Here is a 23,138-nt window from a genome sequence, read left to right on the forward strand (position 1 = left end):
TTTTTAAAGCTTTAATTTTTTGAATATAAACTCAGGGATATTCCTGATAATCATCATAATAATACTCCAAACCGGCAAAACATATGCCACATTCTTTTCCTTTTTAAAGGCTTTATAGATACACGCTGCTGCCTGTTTGGGAGTGGCTGTCAGTTTTGGGTTCAAAGGAAGTCCTTCTGTCATTTTAGTAGCCATAAAGCCTGGTTTAATGGTGAGAACATGAACTTTCTTATCAAAAAGATAATTCCTCAAACCACTTAAATAAGCTGTAAAAGCTGCTTTTGCACTTCCATAGATAAAATTACTCTGTCTTCCCCTATCTCCCGCTACTGATGAAAGGCCAATGATTGTTCCCGATCTTCTGCTTTCAAATTTTTGAGCAAAATAATTCATTACAGGCACCAGCTTTGAATAATTGATATCAATAATACGTTCCGTATTCCTGTTATCATATAACCCTTCTTCTGTTCCTTCTCCCAAATATCCTACGGCACAAAATAATACATTTGAATTGATATGATCAAATTTGTTGTAATCAATTTCTTTCATCAGATCCAGTTCAATTACTTCGGCCTGCTGCAGAAACTTCACATCAATATGTCTTGCAAACCTCTCTGTAGTTTCTTTATTTGAGGTAAAAAGATAGATTTTTTCAAACTTTTCTCCTTCCTGAAGTGCTTTTTCCACAAACGCCTGTGCTACTTCAGATGTACTTCCAAGAACTATCATTACGAGTTGTTATTTATGATTCTTTTGTGCTGTAAAGACACAAATTTAGGATTTCGAATATTTTTCAGGTAGTTGGTAAGTGATGACCTGCTCATGCTGTCTTTCGTAAGGTAAATTCTACCCCCGAATTCCTGAACAATGCCATCAAGCTGGTCTACCAGCTTTTTCAGTTTCGAATTCACTTTAAAATCCAAAGCCAATGTATATCCTTCTACCGGAAATGAGTTGTAAGCTTCCTGATTATGTTTTCCGAATAATTTTAATACGGCTAAGAATGAACCGTTTCCGCTTTTGGCTATTGTTTCCAGAATTCTTTTCATTCCTTCTTTTCCTGCTTCTTTAGGAATCACCATCTGATATTGAATAAACCCGGATTTCCCATAAATCTTGTTCCAGTCATTGATTACATCCAGCGGATAAAAGAATGTTTCATAATCGATAAAGTTCTTCACTTCTTTTTTAGACTGTTTTTTATAGTACAGCCAGTTGAAGATTTTTACGGTCAATGCATTCAATACAAATCCAGGAAAATAGAAAGGAACCGTAGGCTGTAATTTTTTCTTTAATCTTAAAGGTGTTTTGGCAAGGTTTTGCGGAAGTTCATGTTGAAAAGCATGCTCTCCTCTCATCAGAATACTTCTTCCGATGTTTTTACCTTTCTGAAGACAATCGATCCAGGCTACCGTATAAGTCCAGTTTTCGCTTTCATCAAACAGTCTAAAGATCTCATCAAGGTTTTCTGCTTTGATGCTTTCCTGTCGGATGTATGCAGATTCTATATTTTTAAGCTTAAATTTTGCTGTTAGAATAATTCCTGTAAGTCCCATTCCGCCAATTGTAGCCCAGAACTTTTCAGCATTTTCATCTCTTGAACAGGTAATGATTTCCCCGTTTTCGGTCATTAATTTAAATTCAATCACATATTCAGAGAAACATCCTTCTGCATGGTGATTCTTTCCATGCACATCAGAAGCAATGGCTCCTCCTACTGAAATAAACTTTGTACCGGGAGTAACATATAAAAAATATCCTTGAGGAACTGCTATTTCCAGGACATCCGAAAGCAGGACTCCGGATTCGCATTCTATAACACCGTTTAAACGGTCAAAACTGATGAATTTATTTAATTTTTTTGTAGAAAATATAGATTCTCCCAACGAAGCATCTCCATAGCATCTTCCGTTTCCTCTTGCAATAACTTCGTTATGATTGAGTACAAATTCTTTTATTTTTTTGAAGCTGTCCTCAGATCTCATTTCTTTTTCTACGATTGGGAAATTACCCCAATTTGTAACTTTCTGTATGAAATTCGGCTTCATTTCTTAAAGTAGATTTGAATTAAAAATGTGGCTACCCAAAGTAATAAAGTAACCTGTATGTAGCGGTCTCTGTAAACAATCTTCGTTGGAGATTCGGTTCTGTTATATACCAGTGTCTGCTGCAGATATCGCAATAATGCAAATACTACAAAAACCACTGTATAGAAAACCCTTTTATGAAATCTTGCCTGAACTTCCGGCGACAGGGTAAACATGAGATAACATACGATGGCCAGTGTAATGGAAATAGACAGAGCAATATCTGCAAACTGAACGTTATAACCATCCAGTGCTCTTCTTGTTTTTCCTGAGACCTGAGCATTGATAAGCTCACCTCTCCTTTTTCCTATAGCCAGTACCAGCGCCAGCACAAAAGTTAATAAAATAGCCCATTGTGAAATACTGATTCCTGTAATATAACCACCGGCCAGTACCCGCAGTACAAATCCTATGGCAATAATGAAGATATCAATAATAGGAACATGTTTAAGTTTAAATGTATACGCCAGATTCATTACGACATAAAAAGCAATGATTGCTTCGAATTTCCAAAGCGCCTGATGAAAGTAAAGCTGAGCGGAAAATACAAGTACAATATCTGCAATTACCAACCCGATAAGGATTCCGATTGCTTTTGATTTTGAAATAACACCACTGGCTAAAGGTCGTCTCCTTTTTTCGGGATGTTTTCTGTCTGCTTCAATATCATTATAATCATTCAGAATATAAACAACACTTGCCGCCAGGGAAAAAATGACAAATGCAAAAATACTTTTAAGAAGTAAATCAAAATTGGTGATATTACCTGAAAAGAACAGAGGGACAAATACAAACAGGTTCTTCACCCATTGCTCTACACGGAGCAGTTTTAAATATTTCTTCATTTATGTTATTTCTTCCGAAATTTTTATTTGTTTTTTAATGATTGTCAGAAACCTTTATCATTTTTTGTGTACTTCAAGGGTTTTGAATCATAAAAGTTTCTAATACAAAAGTAATAAATTCAAAATTTCCAGCATAAAAATACAAAAAAAACCGCCGGGGCGGTCTTTTACGAAAATATTTATGTGTTAAATTAATTACTGTCCTTGTTTGGCGTCATTAATCATTTTTTCATTTGCAGTAATGGCAAACTCTACTCTTCTGTTTTTAGCTCTTCCTTCATCCGTATCATTGCTTGCAACCGGCATATTTTTACCTTCACCTTTTGTGAACATTCTGCTTGATGCAATTCCTTTCCCTACTAAGTAAGCTTTTACCGCATCTGCTCTTCTTTGTGAAAGAGCTAAGTTATACGCATCTTTACCTACACTGTCTGTATAACCATAGATGTTAATATTGGTATCAGGGTTATCTCCTAATACTGTTGCCAGTTTATCCAGGTTGGTTTGTGCCACAGAAGTAAGATTTGAAGAATCGAAAGCAAAGTTTACAATACTTTCATTCATAGTAACTTTAATACCATCTCCTACTCTTTCTACCTGTGCTCCCGGTAATGTTTCTTTGATATCTTTCGCCTGCTTATCCATTTTGTTACCAATAACGTTACCGGCAACACCACCTATAATACCTCCTAATACGGCACCGATAGCTCCATTTCCACCTCTACCTACATTGTTTCCTAAAATACCTCCTAATACAGCTCCTGATGCAGCTCCTACAGCCGTACCTCTTTGTTGGTGATTTGAATTTTGTACTGCTTCACAACTTGTCAATAATAATGCTGATGACAAGAAAAGAGCTCCTACGTATGTTTTTGTAAATTTCATTTTTTTTGATCTTTTATGTTGATAAATTATTTCATTCCTGCTCTCTGGAAGTTGTAAACTACTTTTACATTACCTCCTTCAAATGGAACGTCTTGCTGAAGTGAAAACTGATCTGTTGTCTGATTGATCAGTGTAAGAGTGTATCCAGCTATATTTTGTTTTGCTTTAGTACCCGCAGCAATTTTTTTAAACATAAACGTATTACCGTCTTTTACTTCAAATTTGATAGGTTGTGTAACTGCCGGGCAATTTCCACCTCCGTTTAAAGTATACGCTCCTGTCCAGTTATTAGGAATCAATCTCCAGTGGCTTCCTACGAAGCATTGTGCATCCGCTCCTTCATCAAAAGGTTTGATTTTAAACCCTTTATCATAATCTATGCTAACAATCTCCCAATCTCCCTTCATTTTAAGGAAGTCTGCTCTCTGATTTTGAGATGTAGCTGCTTTATTAACAGAGGAACACGACACTGCAAAAAGTGATGTTCCTAACATCCCTGCAAGTAGTAACTTTTTCATTTTGTTGTTTATTATTTTGTTACTATAAAGTTACAAAAAACCGTGCCAAGATTTAAAATAAAAATAAAAAGTCCGAAAAAAATTCGGACTCTTTATGGTTTCTCCTTAAATACAGGAAGATAAATTATTTTTTAACAGCCTTTTTTACGGATTTCGAAGGTTTTGTTTTGCCTGCTGGTTTCCCGTTATAGAAATTATTATAAGCATATTCTGCTGCTTTTTTCACGTCAATAACACCTCCAGACTGAGAGTAATCAGCAAATCCATTAGCTGTACTTGGATTACTGGATTTTACAAGCGCTTCAATAATCTGGTAAGGCTTCAGGTCTGGCATATAAGCCAATAAAACGGCTGCTGCTCCGGCTGCAACCGGTGAAGCCATTGAAGTTCCCTGAAGGTATCTGTATTCGTTCTTAGGAACGGTAGAATAAATCTCTTCTCCCGGAGCGAATACATTAACCATTTTCTTATTGTAATTGGAGAAATCTGCTCTCAGTTCATTGTTTTTATTGGTACTTGCCCCTACCACAAGAACATTGCTTACAAATGGTTTGTCATCTGTAACATTTTTAAAGTTGGTAGGATAAGCCAGATGTTCTGCAACATCTTCGTTTTCGTTACCTGCAGCTTTTACCAGGAGAACTCCTTTATCTTCTGCATATTTGAATGCATCCCAAACTACATTCTTCCCTGGTGAAACAGGCTTACCGAAGCTCATATTCAGAACTTTTGCTCCGTTGTCTACGGCATATCTGATGGCATTGGCAACGTCTTTATCTCTCTCATCTCCGTTAGGAACGGTTCTTACAGACATTATCTTTGCAACTTTTGAAGCTACTCCGTACTGAACTTCTTTTCCTTGTGGAAGTCCTGCAATGATTCCTGCCACGTGAGTTCCGTGTTCTGCATCCGGGCCTTCATAATGGTTGTTTCCGTAGATTTTTTCGTTGTAATCATCATAGTTATCTCCTACGATTTCTTTTCTCGGATCATAGCTCAGATCATATTGTTTTGCTGCTGGAGCGAAGTGGTCGATTGCTTCCTTCATCTGCTCCTTCATTGCTTTTTCAAATTCAGCTGCTGATTTTCCTTTAAATTCAGGGCTTTGAGAGATCTGCCCTAAGAATTCAAGTGCAATTGCATCTTTTTGGTCTGTAGGTGCTTTAATTGCAGAAATAGTTTCAGCTGTTACAGGTTTTCCTCCTAATAGTTTTACCATATTAGGAATCAAATCGTTCAGCATAGAATAAGTTTGGAAGTTTTGTTTTGCTTCGATACTTTTTTTATTGAAAAGATCTTTAGCTTTCATGTACATATCAAAATCATCCTTCATTTTAACCTGGTTGGCTTTATTTTTTGCGGAATCATCCCCTTCAAAGATCGGCTTATACTTGGCAACTACTCTTGTTACTTCCATATTGTCGATATCAATATCTCCGTTTTTCCCTCCGATGAAATTCCATCCATGTACATCATCGATGTATCCGTTTCCGTCATCATCTTTACCGTTTCCGGGAATTTCGTTAGGATTATTCCATACATTTTTCACCAATCCCGGGTGATCTACCTGTACACCGCTATCTAAAACTCCAACTACTACAGTTTTAGGCTTTAAGCCTTTAGATTCTAAATATTTATAAGCATTTTCTGTATTTACACCATATACTTTGGAAGTTGAAAAATCTTTATGATACCATGTCATCAGATCCTTATCTTCATTTGGGTCAATACTTTTAGCTTTGGATTCCTGTGCAAAGGAAAAGCTAAAACCTGCTAAAAAAACTGCAGCTAATAATACCTTTTTCATATGCTGATATTTAATTTAAGGTTTTAATCAATCGCTATAGTACCTTGCCATATTGCTGTGAACTTTATGAATAGCGATATCTTAATTAATATGATTGTTTTATACTTTTTATATAAGTCATCGTTTCAGGGCCTTTGTTACAAATAAGATCTAAAACTGACAAATCTTCTAAAAATCCCAATTTGTCTGAGAATGTCTGGTAATATGCTTCCATTTCAAATTCTGAAGGATGCTTTGCCGAGAACTTCTCTCTTAAATTAATGCTTTCCGGATTTTTGATATATTCTTCATTCAAAGAGTGTGCCTTTTCTGTTTTAAGTATCTGTTGGATCACTTCTATCCCTTTAAGGTTAAAATCAAGCAGGAATTTTTCTTTCAGATCAAATATTTTTCTGAACTTTTCTTCGTAATATTCGAAATAAGGTGAGCTTTGGTAAGCTGTTTTAATGGATTTCCAATGGAGTGTTCTCCAATCTTCACGGTAAGAGATTTCAATATCTTTAAATTCTCTTTTCCCGTTATGATGGATTGGAATTATTAATGATAATTTTCCGTTGGCTCCATAGATGTTTGCCCGGTTTCTGTATGTCTGTTTCGGGAAGTTTTCAAATTGTTCAAATACAATTTCATTCTCAGCATCCAAAAACACTGAAAACCATGAAACCGGAGGCAAATAAAATGCCGGCAATAATACATTCTTCATATTCATAATACAAAAATGAAGTATTTTTTCAAATACTTCATTCTATTTTAAATTTTATTTTATTTATAATTCGTCTTCAGTTTTTTTCTTTCTGAATAATTTAACGAAATATTCCCACCCGAAGAACAGAATCAGTATCATTGCCGCAATCCACCAGTATGAAGTTTTGTTGGCTTCTCCTGTATTGGTTGCTTTAAACATTCTGTCCCAACGGATCTTGAAAGGTGCCTGATAAGTAGAGCTGCTGTCTGAGAAAGCTCCTTGAAGACTCATCCATGTAAACATCGGCTTTCCAACTATATTTTCTTCCGGAACGAAACCAAAGAATCTGGCATCTAATGATGCGTCTCTGTTGTCCCCGATCATCATATAATAATCCTGCTGAATAGTGTACTGATTAGCTTCTTTACCGTTAATGAAGATCTTTCCATTCTTTTTCTCAAGGTTGTTGTGCTCATACTCGGAAATGATCCACTGGTACATTGGTAATGTTTCCTTATTGATGGCTACCACATCTCCTTTTTTAGGAATTCTCACTGGCCCGTACCAATCCTGGTTCCAAGGCTTGTTGATTGGGAAAATAGATTGTGTAGTATCAATTTTTGTTTTGGCTTCGTCTCTGTAATATACTGCGGCTTCTCCTTTTGGCGAAATCTCTTCTCTCATATCGATTACCTGAGAAAGCCCTTTAATTTCTTTTGCCGTCTTATCGGTTAATCCCTGAAAAGCATAAAGGTATCCTTTTTCCGTCTGTACTTCCTGAACTGGTAAAAACCCGTAAGTATTGTATAATGAAGGAATATCCAACTGGCTTCCCGTAGTTACGATATATCTGTGCTGTACTTCCTGATCTCCCAGAACGGTTTCCGGTTTTCCGTTAACAAAAAGTCTTCCGGCTCTCATTTCAAAAGTATCCCCTGCTGTGGCAACACATCTTTTTACGTAAGGATCTTTTCTATCGATTGCAGTATGTACAGAATCCTGAGGGTAGTTGAAAACTACCACATCATTTTTCTGAGGTTTATTGAATTGTAAAATTCTTGTATAAGGCAATTTTACAGCATCTACGTAAGATTTCGGATCATCTTTAGGGTTTCCTTTCTGCCCTGTATCCATAATAGTTCCCTGAAGGAATGGTATTGCTACCGGGCGCATTGGCATTCTATACCCATAGCTCCATTTATTTACAAAAAGGAAGTCTCCTACCAACAATGTTCTCTCCATAGATCCTGTAGGAATTCCGAACGGCTGCGTAACAAAAACGTGAATGATGGTTGCAAAAACTACCGCAAAGGTAATAGACCCAAAGAATGTATCTTTCTTTTTGTCATTTTTTTCTTCGTCTGTCAGGAACAGATCGTTTGCATTTTCATCTTCTAACTCAACATCTTTAGAATAGTTGATCACAGCCATATAAATAAACGGCAGGATTACGGTAAGAATCTGATCTTTGAAAAGTGTCTTTCCGAACTTCTTTACTAGATAAAGATGGAAAACAGACATCATGATAGGCCCAACAATCGGAAGATAAGACAGGATGGCCCACCATTTCGGATGTTTGGTTTCTTTCAGGATAATGAAATAGTTATAGAAAGGTATAAAAGCAAATAAAGGACTATATCCCATTTTCTTGAACAGCTTCCATGTTGAAATCCCCATCAATATGGATAAAATGAGGACATACACTGTATACGTTAAAAAATAATTCATAAATTTTTTGTGCCTATTCTTATGATATAAATGATAAAATGATGAGTAATAAATGATAACAGCAGTCCGCTAATTACAATTCACTATTCATCATTTTCTGTTTATTTGTCTGCAATTTACAGAATTTGTTACAAATTAAAGCCCCAAAACGTCTTTCATTCCGAAGTTTCCTTTTTTATCTTTGATCCATTCGGCAGCAACTACTGCTCCCAATGCAAAACCGTTTCTGTTGAAAGCGGTATGCTTGATCTCGATTTCATCCACTTCACTTCGATAATACACACTGTGAGTTCCGGGAACCTCATCTTCACGTACTGCAAAAATTCCTAACTGCTTTCCTTCTGTTTCTTCCAGCTTCCAGGCATCGAATTTCGGATTGTTTTGGATGATTCCTTCTGCGATGGAAATCGCCGTTCCACTTGGAGCATCTTTTTTATGGATGTGGTGAATTTCTTCTAACTGACAAGAATATTCATCAACATTCTTCATCAGGTCAGCAAGCTTTTCGTTTAATGCAAAGAATAAATTTACTCCTAAACTAAAGTTGGAACCGTACAGGAATGCGGTATTATTTTCAACAGCCAGTCTTTCTATTTCAGTTTTCTGATCCAGCCAGCCTGTTGTTCCGCAGATTACAGGAATTTTATTTTCAAGACAAGCTTTAATATTTTCAAATGCAACTTCCGGCAGGGAAAATTCAATCACAACATCCGGATTATTAAGATTTTCAGCTGTTGGGGTTTCCTTCAGACGGGCAACTACTTCATGACCTCTCTTCTGTGCGATCTCATCAATGATCTTACCCATTTTACCGTAACCAACTAATGCTATTTTCATATAATCTTTTTTATTTTTTACACTGCATATAATCCTTAAATCTTTGTGCAGTTATCTTGTCTGTTAAAATCTGTAACTTAAACTAAACCCTGTTTTTGGAGCACTGTATCCGTACTGATCCTGGATTACCGATGGTTTAAAGCTCAGATCCGGATCATGGCGGCTTTCATAAAGGTGTGCATCTACTACGGCATCTACAATATTCAGAATATAGATCAAACCTGTAATGGCGATTGCATAGTCTCTTTGCCTTTTTGCTCTGTCCTGCGCGTTCCCTAAGGCTTTTTTATCTAGCCACGGATGGGTATCGACAAACTCATTAGGTGTTCCGTTCAGCTTCGCAACGTAGTACTCTCGATATTTTTTGTACTGATTATCATTCCAGACAGCAATACCGACTCCGGCTCCTACCGCTCCCCAAACAATGGGAATTTTCCAGTATTTTTTATTGTAGAACTGTCCTAATCCCGGCAGTACTGCTGAATAAAGTCCCGCTCTTGTAGGATTCAGTTTTATGGTTTTTACTGTTGGTCCGTTGGCTTTTTCAAGGTCTTCAATAATCTTTGCCTCGGTTTTACTCGGTTTTACCGCACGGGGTTCCTGTTTCGGAGGAGTCTGCATCCGAACAGTATCGATAGGGTTTACTTGTGAGTAAGCCAGTGTGGCAATACACAAGAAAAATGTGAAAAATATTTTCTTCATTATTTAATATGAGATAAAATATATTCCAGCTCTTCTTCATTTTTGAAGTCCAGAACAATTTTACCTTTTTTACCGTTTCCAGAAGCTTTGATCTCAACTTTTACGTCTAAGATATCTGCAAGTGTTTTCTGGGCTCTTTTATAGTTATTGGAAAGTTCGGCATTCACTTTTTTTGCTGCCGGAGACTTTGGATTCTTCAGTGCTGCAGCTGCCTGCTCTGCCTGACGAACATTTAATTTTTCTTTAATGATCAGTTCAAATAAAGTCTGCTGATCTTCTTCTGTTTCAAGACTGATGATTGCTCTACCATGCCCTGCAGAAATTTCACCGCTTCTGATTGCGTTCTGGATATCGGGGTTCAATCTCAATAATCTGATTGAGTTGGTAATGGTACTTCTATCTTTTCCGATTCTCTGGCTCAGATTTTCCTGAGTAAGCCCGATCTCTTCTAAAAGTCTGTGATAGGTCAGGGCAATTTCAATAGCGTCAAGATCTTCTCTCTGGATGTTTTCCACAAGAGCCATCTCAAGAAGTTCCTGATCATTTACCAAACGGATATAAGCAGGAATAGTTGTTAAACCTGCAATTTTTGATGCTCTGTAACGTCTTTCCCCGGAAATGATCTCGAATTTCTCACCGTCTTTTCTTAAAGTAATCGGCTGAATTACCCCCAGGTTTTTGATCGACTGTGCAAGTTCGTTTAATGCTTTTTCATCAAAATAAGTTCTCGGCTGCGTCGGGTTTGGATAAATATCTTCAAGTGCAACTTCTACAATATTTCCCACAAACTTATCTGCCCCTTCATCAGTAGCCGAATTGATAGTTGCTTTGGATTCTGCACTTAAAATGGCACCTAAACCGCGTCCCATAGCTCTTTTTTTGTCCTTCATAGATATAATTGATAAATGATGTTTTGATAAGTGATGACTGGCATTCACTTAATGGCCATTTATTATTAATTTAATTCTTTACTAAATTTTCGTTCTTCAAAAGAACTTCTTCTGCCAGCTGAATATACTGGACAGCTCCTTTACTTTCAGCATCATAATTCAGGATACTTTCTCCGAAACTTGGTGCTTCACTTAATCTTACGTTTCTGCTGATGATGGTTTCAAAAACCATTTCAGGGAAGTGTAAGTTCACTTCTTCTACCACCTGATTAGACAGTCTTAATCTGCTGTCATACATTGTAAGAAGAAGCCCTTCTATTCCAAGGTCTTTATTATGAATTTTCTGAACGTTCTTAACGGTATTCAGAAGTTTTCCAAGTCCTTCTAATGCAAAATATTCACACTGGATCGGAATGATCACAGAATCTGCTGCCGTAAGGGCGTTTACTGTAATAAGCCCTAAACTCGGTGCACAATCGATGATGATATAATCATAATCATCTCTTACACTGGCTAATGCTTTTTTCAGCATGTATTCACGATCTTCCTTGTCTACCAATTCGATTTCCGCGGCTACAAGGTCGATATGTGAAGGAATAATATCCAGGTTTGGAGTTGCAGTTCTTTTGATACAAAGTCTTGTATCTGCACTATGCTCCAGTAGATTATATGTAGAATACTGAACATCTTCCACTCCCAGACCAGACGTAGCATTCGCCTGAGGATCAGCGTCAATAATTAATATTCTTTTCTCCAATACCCCTAATGCTGCTGCCAGGTTTACAGCGGTGGTCGTTTTACCAACACCTCCTTTTTGATTAGCAATACCTATGATTTTTGCCATTATTAGAACTTTAAGTTTCAAAAATACACTTTTTTCTTTGCAGTAAGTGAACAGTGAAATTCAAAATTGAGTTAAAATATTGTTAATAAGTACTTTAACGATAAAAAAAATTATCCACAAAAAAAATTCTTTGTGGATAACTATTTGAAATTTGTTTTTAAGGATTAATTATCAAACTTCATAGAGATTGGAAATTTGAAATAACTTCTTACGAATTCTCCTTTTTTGTTTTTGGCAGGAATCCATTTTCCTTTATTGGAGATTGTTTTAATTGTTCTCATTGCCTCATTATTAAAATCGGCGTTGGTTCCGTTAGCTTTTACCCCTGAAATTGTTCCATCCATCTCTACAATAAATGTTACGGTAGTTTTCACTACATCTTCGGATTCAAATCCTGAACCGTCGAAGTTGTTCATTACTTTATTTCTGAAAGAATCTATTCCTCCTACAAAACTAGCTTCTACTCCAAGTTCTCCAGATTCTGCGATTTTATTTTTATCTACAGGATCAGAAATTACCGGAGGAGGTGTAGTAATAACAGGGCCTGTTCCTACTGATATAGTTGGTGCATGCGGTGTATTTGGTACCACCGGATCTCCTTTAAAGTTATTTGTAAACCCTGCTACTGCATCATCAGGAACAGGATCTTTTTTTACATTATCCTGAGCTGTACTTGACGGGGTAGGCACTGTACTGTCAAATGTTTTGGTATTGGGAGGATTCACAGGCTGTACCGGAGTAATTTTCACCGGAGGTTTAACCGGATCATCCGGAATCAACACTGGTGGCGGAAGTACATATCCCCCACCTGTTGTAACTTCCGTAGTTTTAAATGCAGAAATCACAAATGGTGTAATGGATACTGCCGCCATTAAACTAGCTCCTATAAAAAGTGCTTTAGTTAATATTCTATCTGATTCGTTTCTTAATACATAAGCACCATATTCTTTGTTGCGGTGCTCAAAGAGAACTTCGTTAAAACGAAATTCCTGGTTTTGATTCTGTTGTTTCATCACTATTACTTAATTTAAACTGTTAAAAAGCGATTATTAGTTTGTTAGTTCTTATCGATAAGCATTGTTTCAATATCAAAACATCTGCCATAATTTTATCAAAACAACATAATATTAGAAAATTTTATGAAAATGTTTAAACTTTAACATTTTTAAATAAAAAGTTCATACACAAAAACAGGTATATTTCTTATGAGAATAAATAAATGCAGGAAAACAAAAACAACAGAGCAACAGCTCATTAGTTAACCCTGTCAAGGTTTAGAACCTTGACAGGGTTAGCAGGGTTAATAAATAAACAAAGAGACTGTCATTGGACAGTCTCTTTGTTTGTTTATGTTCTAAGAATATTAGAATAACTCTTTTCTGATAATGTTCTGACTTCTTTCAGGACCTACAGAAACCAAGTATACGTTAATTCCTAAATATTTCTCGATAAACTCGATGTATTTCTGAGCATTGTCAGGAAGTTCATCGTAGCTTCTTGCTTTTGTAATATCTTCACTCCAACCTGGTAAATCCTGGTAGATTGGTTCGTAATTGTATAATTTTTCTGTTGAAGAAGTGAAATAATCGATGATTTTCCCATCTTCAGTTTTATAATGCGTAACAACTTTCAGGTTTTCAATGCCTGTAAGAACATCTAATTTTGTAATAACCAGATTATTGATCCCATTAATCATACAAGCATGCTTCAAAGACACAAGATCTAACCATCCTGTTCTTCTCGGTCTGCCTGTTGTAGCGCCGAATTCACCACCGATTTGTCTGATGCTTTCTCCTAGTTCATTATCTAATTCAGAAGGGAAAGGTCCGTTTCCAACTCTTGTACAGTAAGCTTTTGCTACACCAATTAAGTTCTGAAGTGAAGTTGGCGGAACCCCTGCTCCTGAACAAACTCCTCCTGTAGATGGAGAAGATGAAGTTACATATGGATACGTTCCGAAGTCGATATCAAGCATTAACGCCTGTGCTCCCTCAAATAAAACGTTTTTACCGTCTCTGATTGCTTCATTCAGCTCTAATTCAGTATCAACGATTCTGTCCTGAAGCTGTTTTCCGATTTCTAAATATTCGTTGTAGATTTCTTCAACGTCTAATGTTGGCTTTCCGTAATATTTTTCAAAAAGAGAATTTTTAACTTTTAAGTTCTTCTCAATTTTATCTCTTAAAATTTCAGGGTTTAAAAGATCTACCATTCTGATCCCTACTCTTGCTATTTTATCTTCATAACAAGGTCCGATTCCTTTTTTGGTAGTTCCGATCTGAGTTCCTCCGTGTTCCTCTTCACGGTAAGTATCCAAAAGGATGTGGTAAGGCATGATAACATGCGCTCTTCTGCTGATAAAGATATGATCTGTTCTCAAGCCTTTGCTCTCGATCTGACCAACTTCTTTAATAAAAGACTTAGGGTTTACCACTACTCCGTTCGCAATGATACATTTCCCTTTGCATTGAAGAACTCCTGAAGGAAGAAGGTGTAGAACGAATTTTTCATCTCCTACATAAACCGTGTGACCAGCGTTGTCTCCACCCTGGAAACGCACTACATAGTCTGATTTTGCTGATAAAACATCCGTTATTTTTCCTTTGCCTTCATCTCCGTACTGAAGACCTACAACTACATAAGTTGACATATTTTACTTTTGTTTTTAGATTCGTGCAAAATTACTTTTAAAAAAAATGACGACCAAATTCTAGAGGATATTTATTTTGGGTCGGGGTAAAATCATGAGGTTGAATGCCACTCTATTTACTCCGTCTTTACTTTCATACCTTGCTAAAATAACCTATTTTTACCATAAAAACATTTAAAATGAAATTTAAAACTCTGATTCTATTTCTTATTCTTCCTCTATCATTTTTAAAAGCTCAAAATAAAAATAAGATCAATGATTATTTAAATATACCAGGCCCAATACATTTGAATCAGAAAGAATATAATCTTGTTTGGAGTTCTCATCCTAATGAAAATTATTTCAAACAAGAATATTTGAGTTCAAAGGAAGATATCAATAAATACAACAGTATGGTTTTAATTGACTTTGTAAAAGGTGATTTCAGCCTTAAAGAAATTGTTGATCAAAAAGTGGCAGAGCTTCAGGAAATGAAAAAGGTGAATCCGGTTGTTAATTATCAGATTCTTGAAAAAAATGGAGAATACATTTTAGATTTTCTTATCAGTAAAAATTCAAAAGACGGCGAAGAAATATTAATGGCGGAAAGAAATATTTACCGTTATAAACTTATTAATAAGAACCAAAGTAAAGGTGTTCTTCTTTTTGCAATTAGCGAAAGAGGGTATCCTGAAAATATGGATTCTTTTTTTAATAATTTAAAAGCTAATACTTCTAAATTAATTGAAATGGTTGGAAATTATAAACTTCCTGATATTGAAATAAAATAATAACTCGTTATGATCTTATCCAAAAAATCAGACTATTTAACCTCAAACATCAACAGTAAATCTAAGCTCTTCTACACCCTGTTCTCTCCGGAAACGGCAAAAGCCACACTGCTTATAGTTCACGGCATGCAGGAACACAGCGGCAGATATGCTGAGATTGCTGAATATTTTGCCAATCATGGAATTGCGGTATTGACCTATGATCATCTGGGACATGGAAAATCTGTGAAAGATAAAAAAGAGATAGGTTTCTTTCAACTCGACAAACCGAATGAAAGGCTTGTTGCCGATGCTGAAATGATGGCTGATCATCTTGCAGAGCAATATCCTGATGTTCCGCATTTTATTCTTGGGCATTCTATGGGATCTTTTGTAACACGCTGCCTTCTTCAGAGAGCAAGCGGTAAATTTTCGGGAGCTGTTATTACAGGAACAGGAGGACCTTTGCCCGGAATTGATCTGTTAAGAGGATATTTATCTTTAGCAACTGCCATTGCACCCTATCACCGGACTTTTCTGAATTCCGTTTTCACCAGCGTAAATAACAAACATTTTAAGAAAGATAAAGATTTTAGTGATACCAGCTGGCTAAGTATCAATCCTGAAAACCGAAAAGCATTTGAAAAGGATGAACTTTGTGGAATTCCGTTTACCCATAATGCATTTTATACTTTATTTACGATCTATAAAAAAGCTACAGCAAGAAACTGGGCTGCATCCATTCCCAAATCATTTCCTTTTCTGTTTGTGAGCGGACAGAATGATCCGATCGGGGATTTTGGAAAAGGAGTTATGAAAACAATAAATAACTTAAAAGCTGATGGATTCAATGATGTGAGCTTCAGTATTTATAGGGACATGCGTCACGAGATCTTGAACGAAGAAATACGGGAAGAGGTATTGAAGGGAATCTATAATTGGATCTTAGAATATTAAGAGCTCTCGCAGATCATACAGATTTCGCGGATATATAAATGTAAAGATTATGAGAATTCATATTTTCGGGGCATCCGGTTCCGGAGTGACTACACTAGGAAAAGCATTATCTGAACAACTCAATATTGAATACTTTGACAGTGATGATTTTTTCTGGCTTAAAACAGAAATTCCTTTTACTGAAAAGCAGGATCCTGAAATCAGAAATAAAAAAGCTTCTGATATTCTTCACCATACCTGCAGCTGGATTTTCGGAGGTTCCATTATCCATTGGGGAGAGAATATCTTCCCGCCGTTTGATCTTATTGTTTTTATTTATCTGCCTCCGGAAATAAGGTTGGAAAGGCTGAGAAAAAGGGAATACGAAAGATATGGAGACATGATCATCATCAATAAGGAAAGGGCAAAAAAGTTTGAGGAGTTTATGGAGTGGGCAAAGGACTATGATTATGATACAGGTATTGCCAACAGAACTTTAAATGCCCACCGTCAATGGATTTCCCACATAAATGCTCCCTTCATTGAACTATCCGGGGAGAGTGAGCTCAACCAGAAAATTGAAATTATCCTGAATACAATCAAACAGACAAAATAAAATCCGGAATAATATATTTTAGATTATCCCGCTTTCCATTACGGCTCTGAACTTAGCCATCTATCCAATTTTATATCTATTCATTATTTTTATAAATTTGAGCCTTATGTCTTAAAGAATGAACAGGATCGACAGGCTTATTTCTGTACTCACCACTTTACAATCCAAAAAGTTTGTAACTGCCGATTATATTGCTGAAAAGTATGAAATTAGCATCAGAACGGTGTATAGAGATATTAAAGCTTTAGGAGAAATTGGTGTTCCTATTGATTATGAACAACAAAAAGGGTATACTGTTTTACAGGGATTTTTTCTTCCCCCGATTTTGTTGACCAGAGATGAAGCCAATGCCCTGATCATGATTTCCAGGCTTTCGGAACGTTATACGGATAAGACCATTCAGAAAAATGTTTCTAATGCAATTGATAAAATAAAATCGGTATTACGACATAGTGAAAAAGAGAAAGCAGATCTCCTTCAGGAGAAGATTGGAATCTATGTTTCTCCGGAAACAGATCACAGTAAAGACTATCTTACTATTATACAGAACGCTATCGTTGACAAACAAATATTGAAGATCAATTACCTCAACAACCAGAATGAAGGAAGTGAGAGGGAAATTGAACCTATTGGCATGAGCTTTTACACCAATCAGTGGCATCTGATCGCCTGGTGCTGGAAGAGAAATGAATATCGGGATTTTAAAGTTTTACAAATTCAGGACTTGAAGAATACCGCTCAGTTATTCAAAAAAGAGGTACATTTTACTCTTGAGGAGTATATTAATTCTTTGAGATAGTTAAGCGGGAAGAAGGGAGCTGGAGGCTGGAAGCTTATTCTAAACAGAGGGTTTTCGAAGACCATCCTCATGACTATCTCTAAAATCGAATAACAGGTTATCAATCTATCCAAGCATCCTTTTTATCATTTTCTCAAGGATAGGAGCTTCTCTTTCTTGAAAATGGAAGATCCATCAACTCACCTTCCGACATCTGTAACTTCCCTCTTCCTGCTTCCTACTTCAAAACTTTTCTATTAAAAAAAACAGACTGACATAAGGTTGACAGTGCCCTCATTTACCTTTGCTCCAAAATGTAATAAGAAACATGGAAAAAGTGTACAAAAACTGTCAGAGCTGCGGAATGCCTCTGAAAAAATCGCCCAACGGAGGCGGAACTAATACAGACGGAACAATTAGTAATCAATATTGCAGCTACTGTTATGAAAAAGGACAATTCAAGCAACCGGATATTACCGCAAAAGAAATGCAGGAGTTTGTAAAACACAAAATGAAAGATATGGGATTTCCAGGTTTTCTGGCCGGCTTATTTTCAAAAGGAATTCCTAAATTAGAACGCTGGAAAAATCAAAATTAATTCCCATGACAATAGAAGAACTTATAAAAGACAAGGCTGTAAAATCAAAAGAAAAAGTGGACATCATCAGCAAATGGGTCATTGAGGCTTCTTTACCTGCCGATGAACTGATCGCTTTCGCTGAAAAATCAAAAGATCCGGTAAAAGCCACTTGTATAGAAGCCCTGGAATATGCTACTAAACAAAATCCCGAGATTGCAGATGAAACCGTATTCTCATTTGTTATCAACACCCTTACCGAAAAAGCGCCAAGAATAAAATGGGAAAGTGCTAAAGTTATTGGCAATACAGCTCATTTATTTCCCGAAAAATTAGATGATGCTATCACCAATCTCATCCACAATACAGAACATGAAGGAACCGTGGTACGCTGGAGTGCGGCATTTGCATTGGGAGAAATTTTAAAATTGAAAACAAATCATAACACCACTCTACTTTCGGCTCTTGAAAATATTAGTGAGAAGGAAGAGAAAAACAGTATTAAGAAAATCTATCTTGATGCAATTAAGAAAACAAAGAAATAATCTTTTTTTATGAAAAGAACAATCCCGGATAACATTTATCCGGGATTTTCTTTTATAAGTTTCGGCTAAAGCCCGTCCCTATTGAATAGGTCTTTATACATACACCTCTGCGCAATCGATGGCATCAGTGAGAAATACAACCATCAGTTCAGCATTACTTCTCTGTCAATTCCAATTTCTTCCAGAAAAACTTCATCATGAGAAATCACCAGAAGTGTTCCATGATAATCCTTAATGGAATGAGTAAGAATTCCCACATTTTGAAGATCAAGATTATTGGTGGGTTCATCAAGAATGATCATATCGGGAGCTTTATTACTGATGGAAAGTCCGCATAACAACAATCGTAACCGTTCTCCTCCACTCAGAACCGCACATTTTTTATCCCAGCTCTCTTTATTAAACAAAAATCTGGACAATAGTGTTTTCACTTCAGATTCCGGTAAAGCACTGTCATTAAAGGTCTGAACAAATTCATCAATTGTCAAGTCATTTTTGATCAGAGAATATTCCTGGTCAATATAAATGCTGTTGAATCCGGATGCGTTGATCGTTCCTTCTGAGGGTTCTATATTCCCTTGAAGAAGTTTGATTAATGTAGTTTTTCCGGAACCGTTTGAGCCTTTAACAGAAATTCTTTCTCCGCTTCGGATTTCAATATTCAGATTTTCCGACCACAAATTTCCCTTTCCATAACTGAAATTAACATCCTCTGCAGTGATTAGAATTTTTCCTGAATGCAGACCGGAATCATTGAAATTAACCTTCATCTGATCGGAATTTTTCAGGGATGAACGTAAGTCTCTTAAATCTCCGGAAATCCCGCTGATCTTTTCTGCATGTACGCTTTTCAGCTTTGAAGTATTTTTTTCAGCATTATTCCGGAGCGTATTCATCATAATTCTGGCAACCCCCGATTTTTCCTGCTTCTGCTTTCCTTTTGCATCCAGTTTCTGTTTACGTTCCATTGTTTCACGTTCTTTTGCTTTTGCCTTTTTCAATGCTCTTTCTTTAGCATGAATATCATTATGTAAGGCCTCTTCCTCTATTTCTTTTTGTTCTGCATAGAAATCATAATTCCCTCCATAAGTGGAAATTCCCTGGTTGCTTAATTCAAATATCGTATCCACAAGATTGAGTAAAGTGCGATCATGACTTACAATAACAATGGTTGCATCTGTTTTACCAATAAGTTCATACAGTAATTTTCTTCCTTCACTATCAAGATGGTTGGTGGGTTCATCCAGAATAATGATATCAGGCTGGCAGATTTGAATTCCCGCCAGAAAAACTTTAGTCTTCTGTCCTCCGCTTAAATCTTCAAGCCTCTGCGTTAATTCAAAATTATCCAGTTTCCAATATTGCAAGGCACTCTGACAACGTTCTTCAATATCCCAGTCGTCATTTAATGTTTCAAAATAGACTTCATCTATGTCTCCTTCTGTAATTCTTTGCAGGGCATACAGTTTCTGGTCTATTTTCAGACATTCTGCAATGGTTTGATGATTAAAGTTTCCGAATATCTGCGGAACATAAAACATATTACCATGAATATTAATATTTCCGTGTAAAGGCTGTATTTCGCCTCCTATCATTCTCAGCAGGGTAGATTTTCCCATACCATTATTTCCCACCAATGCTGATTTGGTGTGTGATTGTATTGTTAAATTGATATGATTCAATAGTAGATCTCCTCCCGGAAACCCAAAGGATATATTTTGCAGTAAAATCATGATTTCTTTCTTAATAGTAGTTAAATACCAAAAAAAATTTGGTAATTATTATGATGTCAAATCGAAAGAAATTATATCCTACATGTCTGGATGTTTAGGTTTTGAAAGAACAAAGATAGTTATTTTCAGAATATCTTAATGTTAAGATCAAAAAACCTCAGTGCGTTCTGGTTGATGATGGATGGATGGTATTTTTTTATCAGTATTTCAAACACCGGAATTTTCTTATGATTCATAAATTTCACTTTTTTAAAGCTATGGCTTCTTAAATCGTTAAAAAAATAAACTTATTCTGATTTAAACAGACTTCACTTTCCAATAAAATTCCCACTTTTTGCAATCATCAAACTTTCAAACTGATAAAAACAGGAAAGTATTTTAATCAAAAATCCGTAACTTTGCCTCCTACTAAAAATTTTATGGAAAGCATTAGAGTTCACGACAAAAATTTCGTTCCTTATCTGGAGGATGCCGAAATTCAGGAAATTGTAAAAGAGACAGCGTTAAGAATTTATGAAGATTACAAGGATGAAGTTCCTGTTTTCATTGGCGTTTTAAATGGAGTAATCATGTTCTTCTCCGATCTTTTAAAATATTACCCGGGTGAATGCGAAATTGCCTTCATTCAAATGAGTTCTTATGTAGGAACTGAATCTACGGGAATCGTTTATCAGAAAATGGAACTTACCAAAGATGTGAAAGACCGTCATATTATCCTTGTAGAAGATATTGTTGATACAGGAAACACCGTGGAAAGTCTTTTCAAATACTTTAAGGAAACCCAACGTCCTAAATCTGTAAAACTGGCAAGTTTCTTACTGAAGCCTGAGATTTACAAGAAAGATTTCAAGCTGGATTATATCGGAAAGGAAATTCCAAACAAGTTTGTTCTTGGATATGGACTGGATTATGATGAATTGGGAAGAAACCTGCCTAATTTATACCAGTTGGAAGACGGACAAATCAACCATTAAACGCTGTTGGCTATTAGCTGATAGCTTTTAGCTTAAAAAGTAAAATAAAGAAATAAATTTAATAATAACTAAAAAAAGCTGAAAGCAAAATGCCATTTGCCAAAAGCGAATCAACATTATGATAAACATTGTTCTGTTCGGCCCTCCAGGAAGTGGAAAAGGAACACAAGCTCAGAATCTAATCGAAAAATTCAATTTAAAACAGGTTTCAACGGGTGATCTTTTCAGATATAACATGAAAAACGACACTGAACTTGGAAAACTGGCTAAGTCTTACATCGATAAGGGAGAATTGGTTCCGGATCAGGTAACAACAGATATGCTGATTGACGAGATCAGAAAACCAACCGATACCAACGGTTTTATTTTTGACGGATATCCAAGAACTACTGCTCAGACAGAGGCATTGGAGAAAATCGTGAAAGAAGAGCTGAATGACAAGATTGATATCTGTCTTGCTTTGGTGGTAGAGGATAAAATTTTGGTTGAAAGACTTTTGAAAAGAGGTGAAACCAGCGGAAGATCAGACGACAGCAATGTAGAGATCATCGAAAACAGAATTAAAGAATATTATACTAAAACAGCAGAAGTAGCCGAGCTTTATAAGCAACAGGGGAAATATGTAGAGGTAAACGGTGTTGGAGAAATTGATGAGATTTCCCAAAAGCTTTTCGCTGAGGTAGAGAAAATTAAATAATCGAGATTCGGGATACGGGATTTATATTTTCGTCCCGTAGCTCGCAACTCGTAACAAATACTATATGTCTAACTTTGTAGATTACGTAAAGATCCATTGTAAAAGCGGACACGGAGGTGCTGGTTCTGCCCACCTTCGCCGTGAGAAGTATATTCCTAAAGGTGGTCCTGACGGTGGCGACGGAGGTCGCGGAGGTCACGTCATTATGAGAGGAAATGCAAATGAATGGACTTTACTTCCGCTTCGATACACCCGCCATATAAAAGCTGAGCGTGGTGAAAATGGAGCAAAAAACCAACTTACCGGTGCTGACGGTTCTGATATTTATATTGATGTTCCTATCGGGACTATCGCTAAAAATGAAGAAGGAGAAATTATCGGTGAAATCCTTGAAGACAAACAGGAAATCGTTTTGATGGAAGGTGGAAAAGGAGGAAAAGGAAACGAACATTTCAAATCTTCTACCAATCAGACTCCAAGATATGCCCAACCTGGTATGGATGGCCAGGAAGGCTATGTTGTTTTCGAACTTAAAATTTTGGCCGATGTAGGATTAGTTGGGTTTCCCAATGCCGGAAAATCTACACTTTTAGCTTCTGTTTCTGCAGCAAAGCCAAAAATTGCAAACTATGCTTTTACTACACTAACTCCTAACCTTGGGATTGTAGATTACAGAAATTACAAATCTTTTGTAATGGCTGATATTCCGGGGATTATTGAAGGAGCAGCTGAAGGAAAAGGCCTGGGACACAGATTCCTGAGACATATTGAGAGAAACTCTATTCTTTTATTTTTAATTCCGGCAGATTCTGAAGATCACTTCCAGGAGTTTAAAATTCTGGAAAATGAATTAAAGGAATACAATCCTGAACTTCTGGATAAAGACTTTATTATTTCCATTTCAAAATCCGACCTTCTGGATGATGAACTGAAAAAAGAGATCGCAGCAGAATTTCCGGAAAACAAACAGCCCTTATTCTTCTCGGGTGTTACCGGAGAAGGTCTTATGGAGCTGAAAGATGCGATCTGGAAACAATTGCATGGATAAGAAACCG

24 protein-coding genes are annotated in these 23,138 nt (G+C 36.4%); 9 read left to right on the top strand and 15 right to left on the bottom strand.

Annotated features, from left to right (window positions below):
- Positions 1 to 3 precede the first annotated feature (3 nt).
- From F3J23_RS16035 to F3J23_RS16100, 14 genes are all read right to left on the bottom strand, one after another.
- Complete coding sequence (locus F3J23_RS16035) at positions 4 to 729, bottom strand: SDR family NAD(P)-dependent oxidoreductase (RefSeq protein WP_167031220.1); 726 nt, start codon at positions 727 to 729, stop codon at positions 4 to 6.
- Entirely contained in the window at positions 729 to 2,048 is a 1,320-nt protein-coding gene (locus F3J23_RS16040) for an FAD-dependent oxidoreductase (protein WP_167031223.1), read from the bottom strand. Before F3J23_RS16040 ends, F3J23_RS16035 begins: the two co-directional genes overlap by 1 nt.
- On the bottom strand, positions 2,045 to 2,932 hold the full coding sequence (locus F3J23_RS16045) for a decaprenyl-phosphate phosphoribosyltransferase (RefSeq protein WP_167031226.1): 888 nt from the start codon (positions 2,930 to 2,932) through the stop codon (positions 2,045 to 2,047). The genes F3J23_RS16040 and F3J23_RS16045 overlap by 4 nt, the downstream gene beginning before the upstream one ends.
- 195 nt (positions 2,933 to 3,127) lie before the next feature.
- Positions 3,128 to 3,817, bottom strand: coding sequence for an OmpA family protein (locus F3J23_RS16050; protein WP_167031229.1), 690 nt, complete (start codon positions 3,815 to 3,817; stop codon positions 3,128 to 3,130).
- A 26-nt stretch (positions 3,818 to 3,843) separates the two neighbouring features.
- A complete protein-coding gene (locus F3J23_RS16055; RefSeq protein ID WP_167031232.1) occupies positions 3,844 to 4,335 on the bottom strand; it encodes a lipocalin family protein in 492 nt (163 codons plus the stop codon).
- A gap of 124 nt (positions 4,336 to 4,459) precedes the next feature.
- Positions 4,460 to 6,142 (bottom strand): S8 family serine peptidase, encoded by a 1,683-nt coding sequence (locus F3J23_RS16060; protein WP_167031235.1) that lies wholly within the window; start codon positions 6,140 to 6,142, stop codon positions 4,460 to 4,462.
- Between the two features lie 85 nt (positions 6,143 to 6,227).
- On the bottom strand, positions 6,228 to 6,851 hold the full coding sequence (locus tag F3J23_RS16065; RefSeq protein WP_410498006.1) for a WbqC family protein: 624 nt from the start codon (positions 6,849 to 6,851) through the stop codon (positions 6,228 to 6,230).
- Between the two features lie 57 nt (positions 6,852 to 6,908).
- Positions 6,909 to 8,555 (bottom strand): signal peptidase I, encoded by a 1,647-nt coding sequence (gene lepB / locus F3J23_RS16070; RefSeq protein WP_167031240.1) that lies wholly within the window; start codon positions 8,553 to 8,555, stop codon positions 6,909 to 6,911.
- 135 nt (positions 8,556 to 8,690) lie between these two features.
- Complete coding sequence (dapB, locus tag F3J23_RS16075) at positions 8,691 to 9,392, bottom strand: 4-hydroxy-tetrahydrodipicolinate reductase (RefSeq protein ID WP_167031243.1); 702 nt, start codon at positions 9,390 to 9,392, stop codon at positions 8,691 to 8,693.
- Positions 9,393 to 9,455: 63 nt separating this feature from the next.
- A complete protein-coding gene (locus F3J23_RS16080; protein WP_167031246.1) occupies positions 9,456 to 10,094 on the bottom strand; it encodes a DUF5683 domain-containing protein in 639 nt (212 codons plus the stop codon).
- Entirely contained in the window at positions 10,094 to 10,984 is an 891-nt protein-coding gene (locus tag F3J23_RS16085; RefSeq protein WP_167031249.1) for a ParB/RepB/Spo0J family partition protein, read from the bottom strand. Before F3J23_RS16085 ends, F3J23_RS16080 begins: the two co-directional genes overlap by 1 nt.
- Positions 10,985 to 11,054: 70 nt before the next feature.
- On the bottom strand, positions 11,055 to 11,828 hold the full coding sequence (locus F3J23_RS16090; RefSeq protein ID WP_047099017.1) for a ParA family protein: 774 nt from the start codon (positions 11,826 to 11,828) through the stop codon (positions 11,055 to 11,057).
- 164 nt (positions 11,829 to 11,992) lie between these two features.
- Positions 11,993 to 12,841: an energy transducer TonB gene (locus tag F3J23_RS16095; protein WP_167031252.1), complete on the bottom strand. Its 849-nt coding sequence runs from the start codon at positions 12,839 to 12,841 to the stop codon at positions 11,993 to 11,995.
- A 350-nt stretch (positions 12,842 to 13,191) separates the two neighbouring features.
- Positions 13,192 to 14,478, bottom strand: coding sequence for an adenylosuccinate synthase (locus tag F3J23_RS16100; protein WP_167031256.1), 1,287 nt, complete (start codon positions 14,476 to 14,478; stop codon positions 13,192 to 13,194).
- Between the two features lie 179 nt (positions 14,479 to 14,657).
- Here F3J23_RS16100 and F3J23_RS16105 point away from each other — a divergent pair, with 179 nt between their 5' ends.
- The 6 genes from F3J23_RS16105 (at position 14,658) to F3J23_RS16130 (ending at position 18,679) form a co-directional block, all read left to right on the top strand.
- Positions 14,658 to 15,248, top strand: a complete 591-nt coding sequence (locus tag F3J23_RS16105) for a hypothetical protein (protein ID WP_167031259.1) — start codon at positions 14,658 to 14,660, stop codon at positions 15,246 to 15,248.
- 9 nt (positions 15,249 to 15,257) lie between these two features.
- Entirely contained in the window at positions 15,258 to 16,184 is a 927-nt protein-coding gene (locus F3J23_RS16110; RefSeq protein WP_167031262.1) for an alpha/beta fold hydrolase, read from the top strand.
- 49 nt (positions 16,185 to 16,233) lie between these two features.
- Entirely contained in the window at positions 16,234 to 16,779 is a 546-nt protein-coding gene (locus F3J23_RS16115) for an AAA family ATPase (protein ID WP_167031265.1), read from the top strand.
- 118 nt (positions 16,780 to 16,897) lie between these two features.
- Positions 16,898 to 17,578, top strand: a complete 681-nt coding sequence (locus tag F3J23_RS16120) for a helix-turn-helix transcriptional regulator (protein WP_167031268.1) — start codon at positions 16,898 to 16,900, stop codon at positions 17,576 to 17,578.
- Between the two features lie 307 nt (positions 17,579 to 17,885).
- On the top strand, positions 17,886 to 18,155 hold the full coding sequence (locus F3J23_RS16125) for a zinc ribbon domain-containing protein (RefSeq protein WP_167031271.1): 270 nt from the start codon (positions 17,886 to 17,888) through the stop codon (positions 18,153 to 18,155).
- A gap of 5 nt (positions 18,156 to 18,160) precedes the next feature.
- Positions 18,161 to 18,679, top strand: coding sequence for a HEAT repeat domain-containing protein (locus tag F3J23_RS16130; RefSeq protein ID WP_167031274.1), 519 nt, complete (start codon positions 18,161 to 18,163; stop codon positions 18,677 to 18,679).
- A gap of 143 nt (positions 18,680 to 18,822) precedes the next feature.
- Here F3J23_RS16130 and F3J23_RS16135 read toward each other — a convergent pair whose 3' ends face one another.
- Positions 18,823 to 20,412 carry an ABC-F family ATP-binding cassette domain-containing protein gene (locus tag F3J23_RS16135; protein WP_167031277.1) on the bottom strand — a complete coding sequence of 530 codons (1,590 nt, stop codon included), beginning with the start codon at positions 20,410 to 20,412 and terminating at the stop codon, positions 18,823 to 18,825.
- A 419-nt stretch (positions 20,413 to 20,831) separates the two neighbouring features.
- Between F3J23_RS16135 and F3J23_RS16140 the strand changes: the two genes are divergently transcribed.
- The 3 genes from F3J23_RS16140 to obgE all read left to right on the top strand — a co-directional run bounded on the left by F3J23_RS16140 (position 20,832) and on the right by obgE (position 23,131).
- Positions 20,832 to 21,386 (top strand): phosphoribosyltransferase, encoded by a 555-nt coding sequence (locus F3J23_RS16140; protein WP_167031280.1) that lies wholly within the window; start codon positions 20,832 to 20,834, stop codon positions 21,384 to 21,386.
- Between the two features lie 118 nt (positions 21,387 to 21,504).
- Positions 21,505 to 22,083 (top strand): adenylate kinase, encoded by a 579-nt coding sequence (locus tag F3J23_RS16145; RefSeq protein WP_167031283.1) that lies wholly within the window; start codon positions 21,505 to 21,507, stop codon positions 22,081 to 22,083.
- 64 nt (positions 22,084 to 22,147) lie between these two features.
- Complete coding sequence (obgE, locus tag F3J23_RS16150; RefSeq protein WP_167031286.1) at positions 22,148 to 23,131, top strand: GTPase ObgE; 984 nt, start codon at positions 22,148 to 22,150, stop codon at positions 23,129 to 23,131.
- Positions 23,132 to 23,138: the final 7 nt, after the last annotated feature.

This window comes from Chryseobacterium sp. Tr-659 (assembly GCF_011752975.1).
Lineage (GTDB): Bacteria > Bacteroidota > Bacteroidia > Flavobacteriales > Weeksellaceae > Chryseobacterium.

Bases quoted from the DNA above. Each gene is read 5' to 3' on its own strand.
- F3J23_RS16130 (WP_167031274.1), top strand. From the start codon at position 18,161: ATGACAATAGAAGAACTTATAAAAGACAAGGCTGTAAAATCAAAAGAA.
- F3J23_RS16110 (WP_167031262.1), top strand. From the start codon at position 15,258: ATGATCTTATCCAAAAAATCAGACTATTTAACCTCAAACATCAACAGT.
- F3J23_RS16035 (WP_167031220.1), bottom strand. From the start codon at position 729: ATGATAGTTCTTGGAAGTACATCTGAAGTAGCACAGGCGTTTGTGGAA.
- F3J23_RS16105 (WP_167031259.1), top strand. From the start codon at position 14,658: ATGAAATTTAAAACTCTGATTCTATTTCTTATTCTTCCTCTATCATTT.
- F3J23_RS16135 (WP_167031277.1), bottom strand. From the start codon at position 20,412: ATGATTTTACTGCAAAATATATCCTTTGGGTTTCCGGGAGGAGATCTA.
- obgE (WP_167031286.1), top strand. From the start codon at position 22,148: ATGTCTAACTTTGTAGATTACGTAAAGATCCATTGTAAAAGCGGACAC.
- F3J23_RS16045 (WP_167031226.1), bottom strand. From the start codon at position 2,932: ATGAAGAAATATTTAAAACTGCTCCGTGTAGAGCAATGGGTGAAGAAC.
- F3J23_RS16060 (WP_167031235.1), bottom strand. From the start codon at position 6,142: ATGAAAAAGGTATTATTAGCTGCAGTTTTTTTAGCAGGTTTTAGCTTT.
- F3J23_RS16080 (WP_167031246.1), bottom strand. From the start codon at position 10,094: ATGAAGAAAATATTTTTCACATTTTTCTTGTGTATTGCCACACTGGCT.
- F3J23_RS16115 (WP_167031265.1), top strand. From the start codon at position 16,234: ATGAGAATTCATATTTTCGGGGCATCCGGTTCCGGAGTGACTACACTA.
- F3J23_RS16050 (WP_167031229.1), bottom strand. From the start codon at position 3,817: ATGAAATTTACAAAAACATACGTAGGAGCTCTTTTCTTGTCATCAGCA.
- F3J23_RS16065 (WP_410498006.1), bottom strand. From the start codon at position 6,851: ATGAATATGAAGAATGTATTATTGCCGGCATTTTATTTGCCTCCGGTT.
- F3J23_RS16145 (WP_167031283.1), top strand. From the start codon at position 21,505: ATGATAAACATTGTTCTGTTCGGCCCTCCAGGAAGTGGAAAAGGAACA.
- F3J23_RS16120 (WP_167031268.1), top strand. From the start codon at position 16,898: ATGAACAGGATCGACAGGCTTATTTCTGTACTCACCACTTTACAATCC.
- F3J23_RS16085 (WP_167031249.1), bottom strand. From the start codon at position 10,984: ATGAAGGACAAAAAAAGAGCTATGGGACGCGGTTTAGGTGCCATTTTA.
- F3J23_RS16095 (WP_167031252.1), bottom strand. From the start codon at position 12,841: ATGAAACAACAGAATCAAAACCAGGAATTTCGTTTTAACGAAGTTCTC.
- F3J23_RS16125 (WP_167031271.1), top strand. From the start codon at position 17,886: ATGGAAAAAGTGTACAAAAACTGTCAGAGCTGCGGAATGCCTCTGAAA.
- F3J23_RS16040 (WP_167031223.1), bottom strand. From the start codon at position 2,048: ATGAAGCCGAATTTCATACAGAAAGTTACAAATTGGGGTAATTTCCCA.
- F3J23_RS16140 (WP_167031280.1), top strand. From the start codon at position 20,832: ATGGAAAGCATTAGAGTTCACGACAAAAATTTCGTTCCTTATCTGGAG.
- dapB (WP_167031243.1), bottom strand. From the start codon at position 9,392: ATGAAAATAGCATTAGTTGGTTACGGTAAAATGGGTAAGATCATTGAT.
- F3J23_RS16100 (WP_167031256.1), bottom strand. From the start codon at position 14,478: ATGTCAACTTATGTAGTTGTAGGTCTTCAGTACGGAGATGAAGGCAAA.
- F3J23_RS16055 (WP_167031232.1), bottom strand. From the start codon at position 4,335: ATGAAAAAGTTACTACTTGCAGGGATGTTAGGAACATCACTTTTTGCA.
- F3J23_RS16090 (WP_047099017.1), bottom strand. From the start codon at position 11,828: ATGGCAAAAATCATAGGTATTGCTAATCAAAAAGGAGGTGTTGGTAAA.
- lepB (WP_167031240.1), bottom strand. From the start codon at position 8,555: ATGAATTATTTTTTAACGTATACAGTGTATGTCCTCATTTTATCCATA.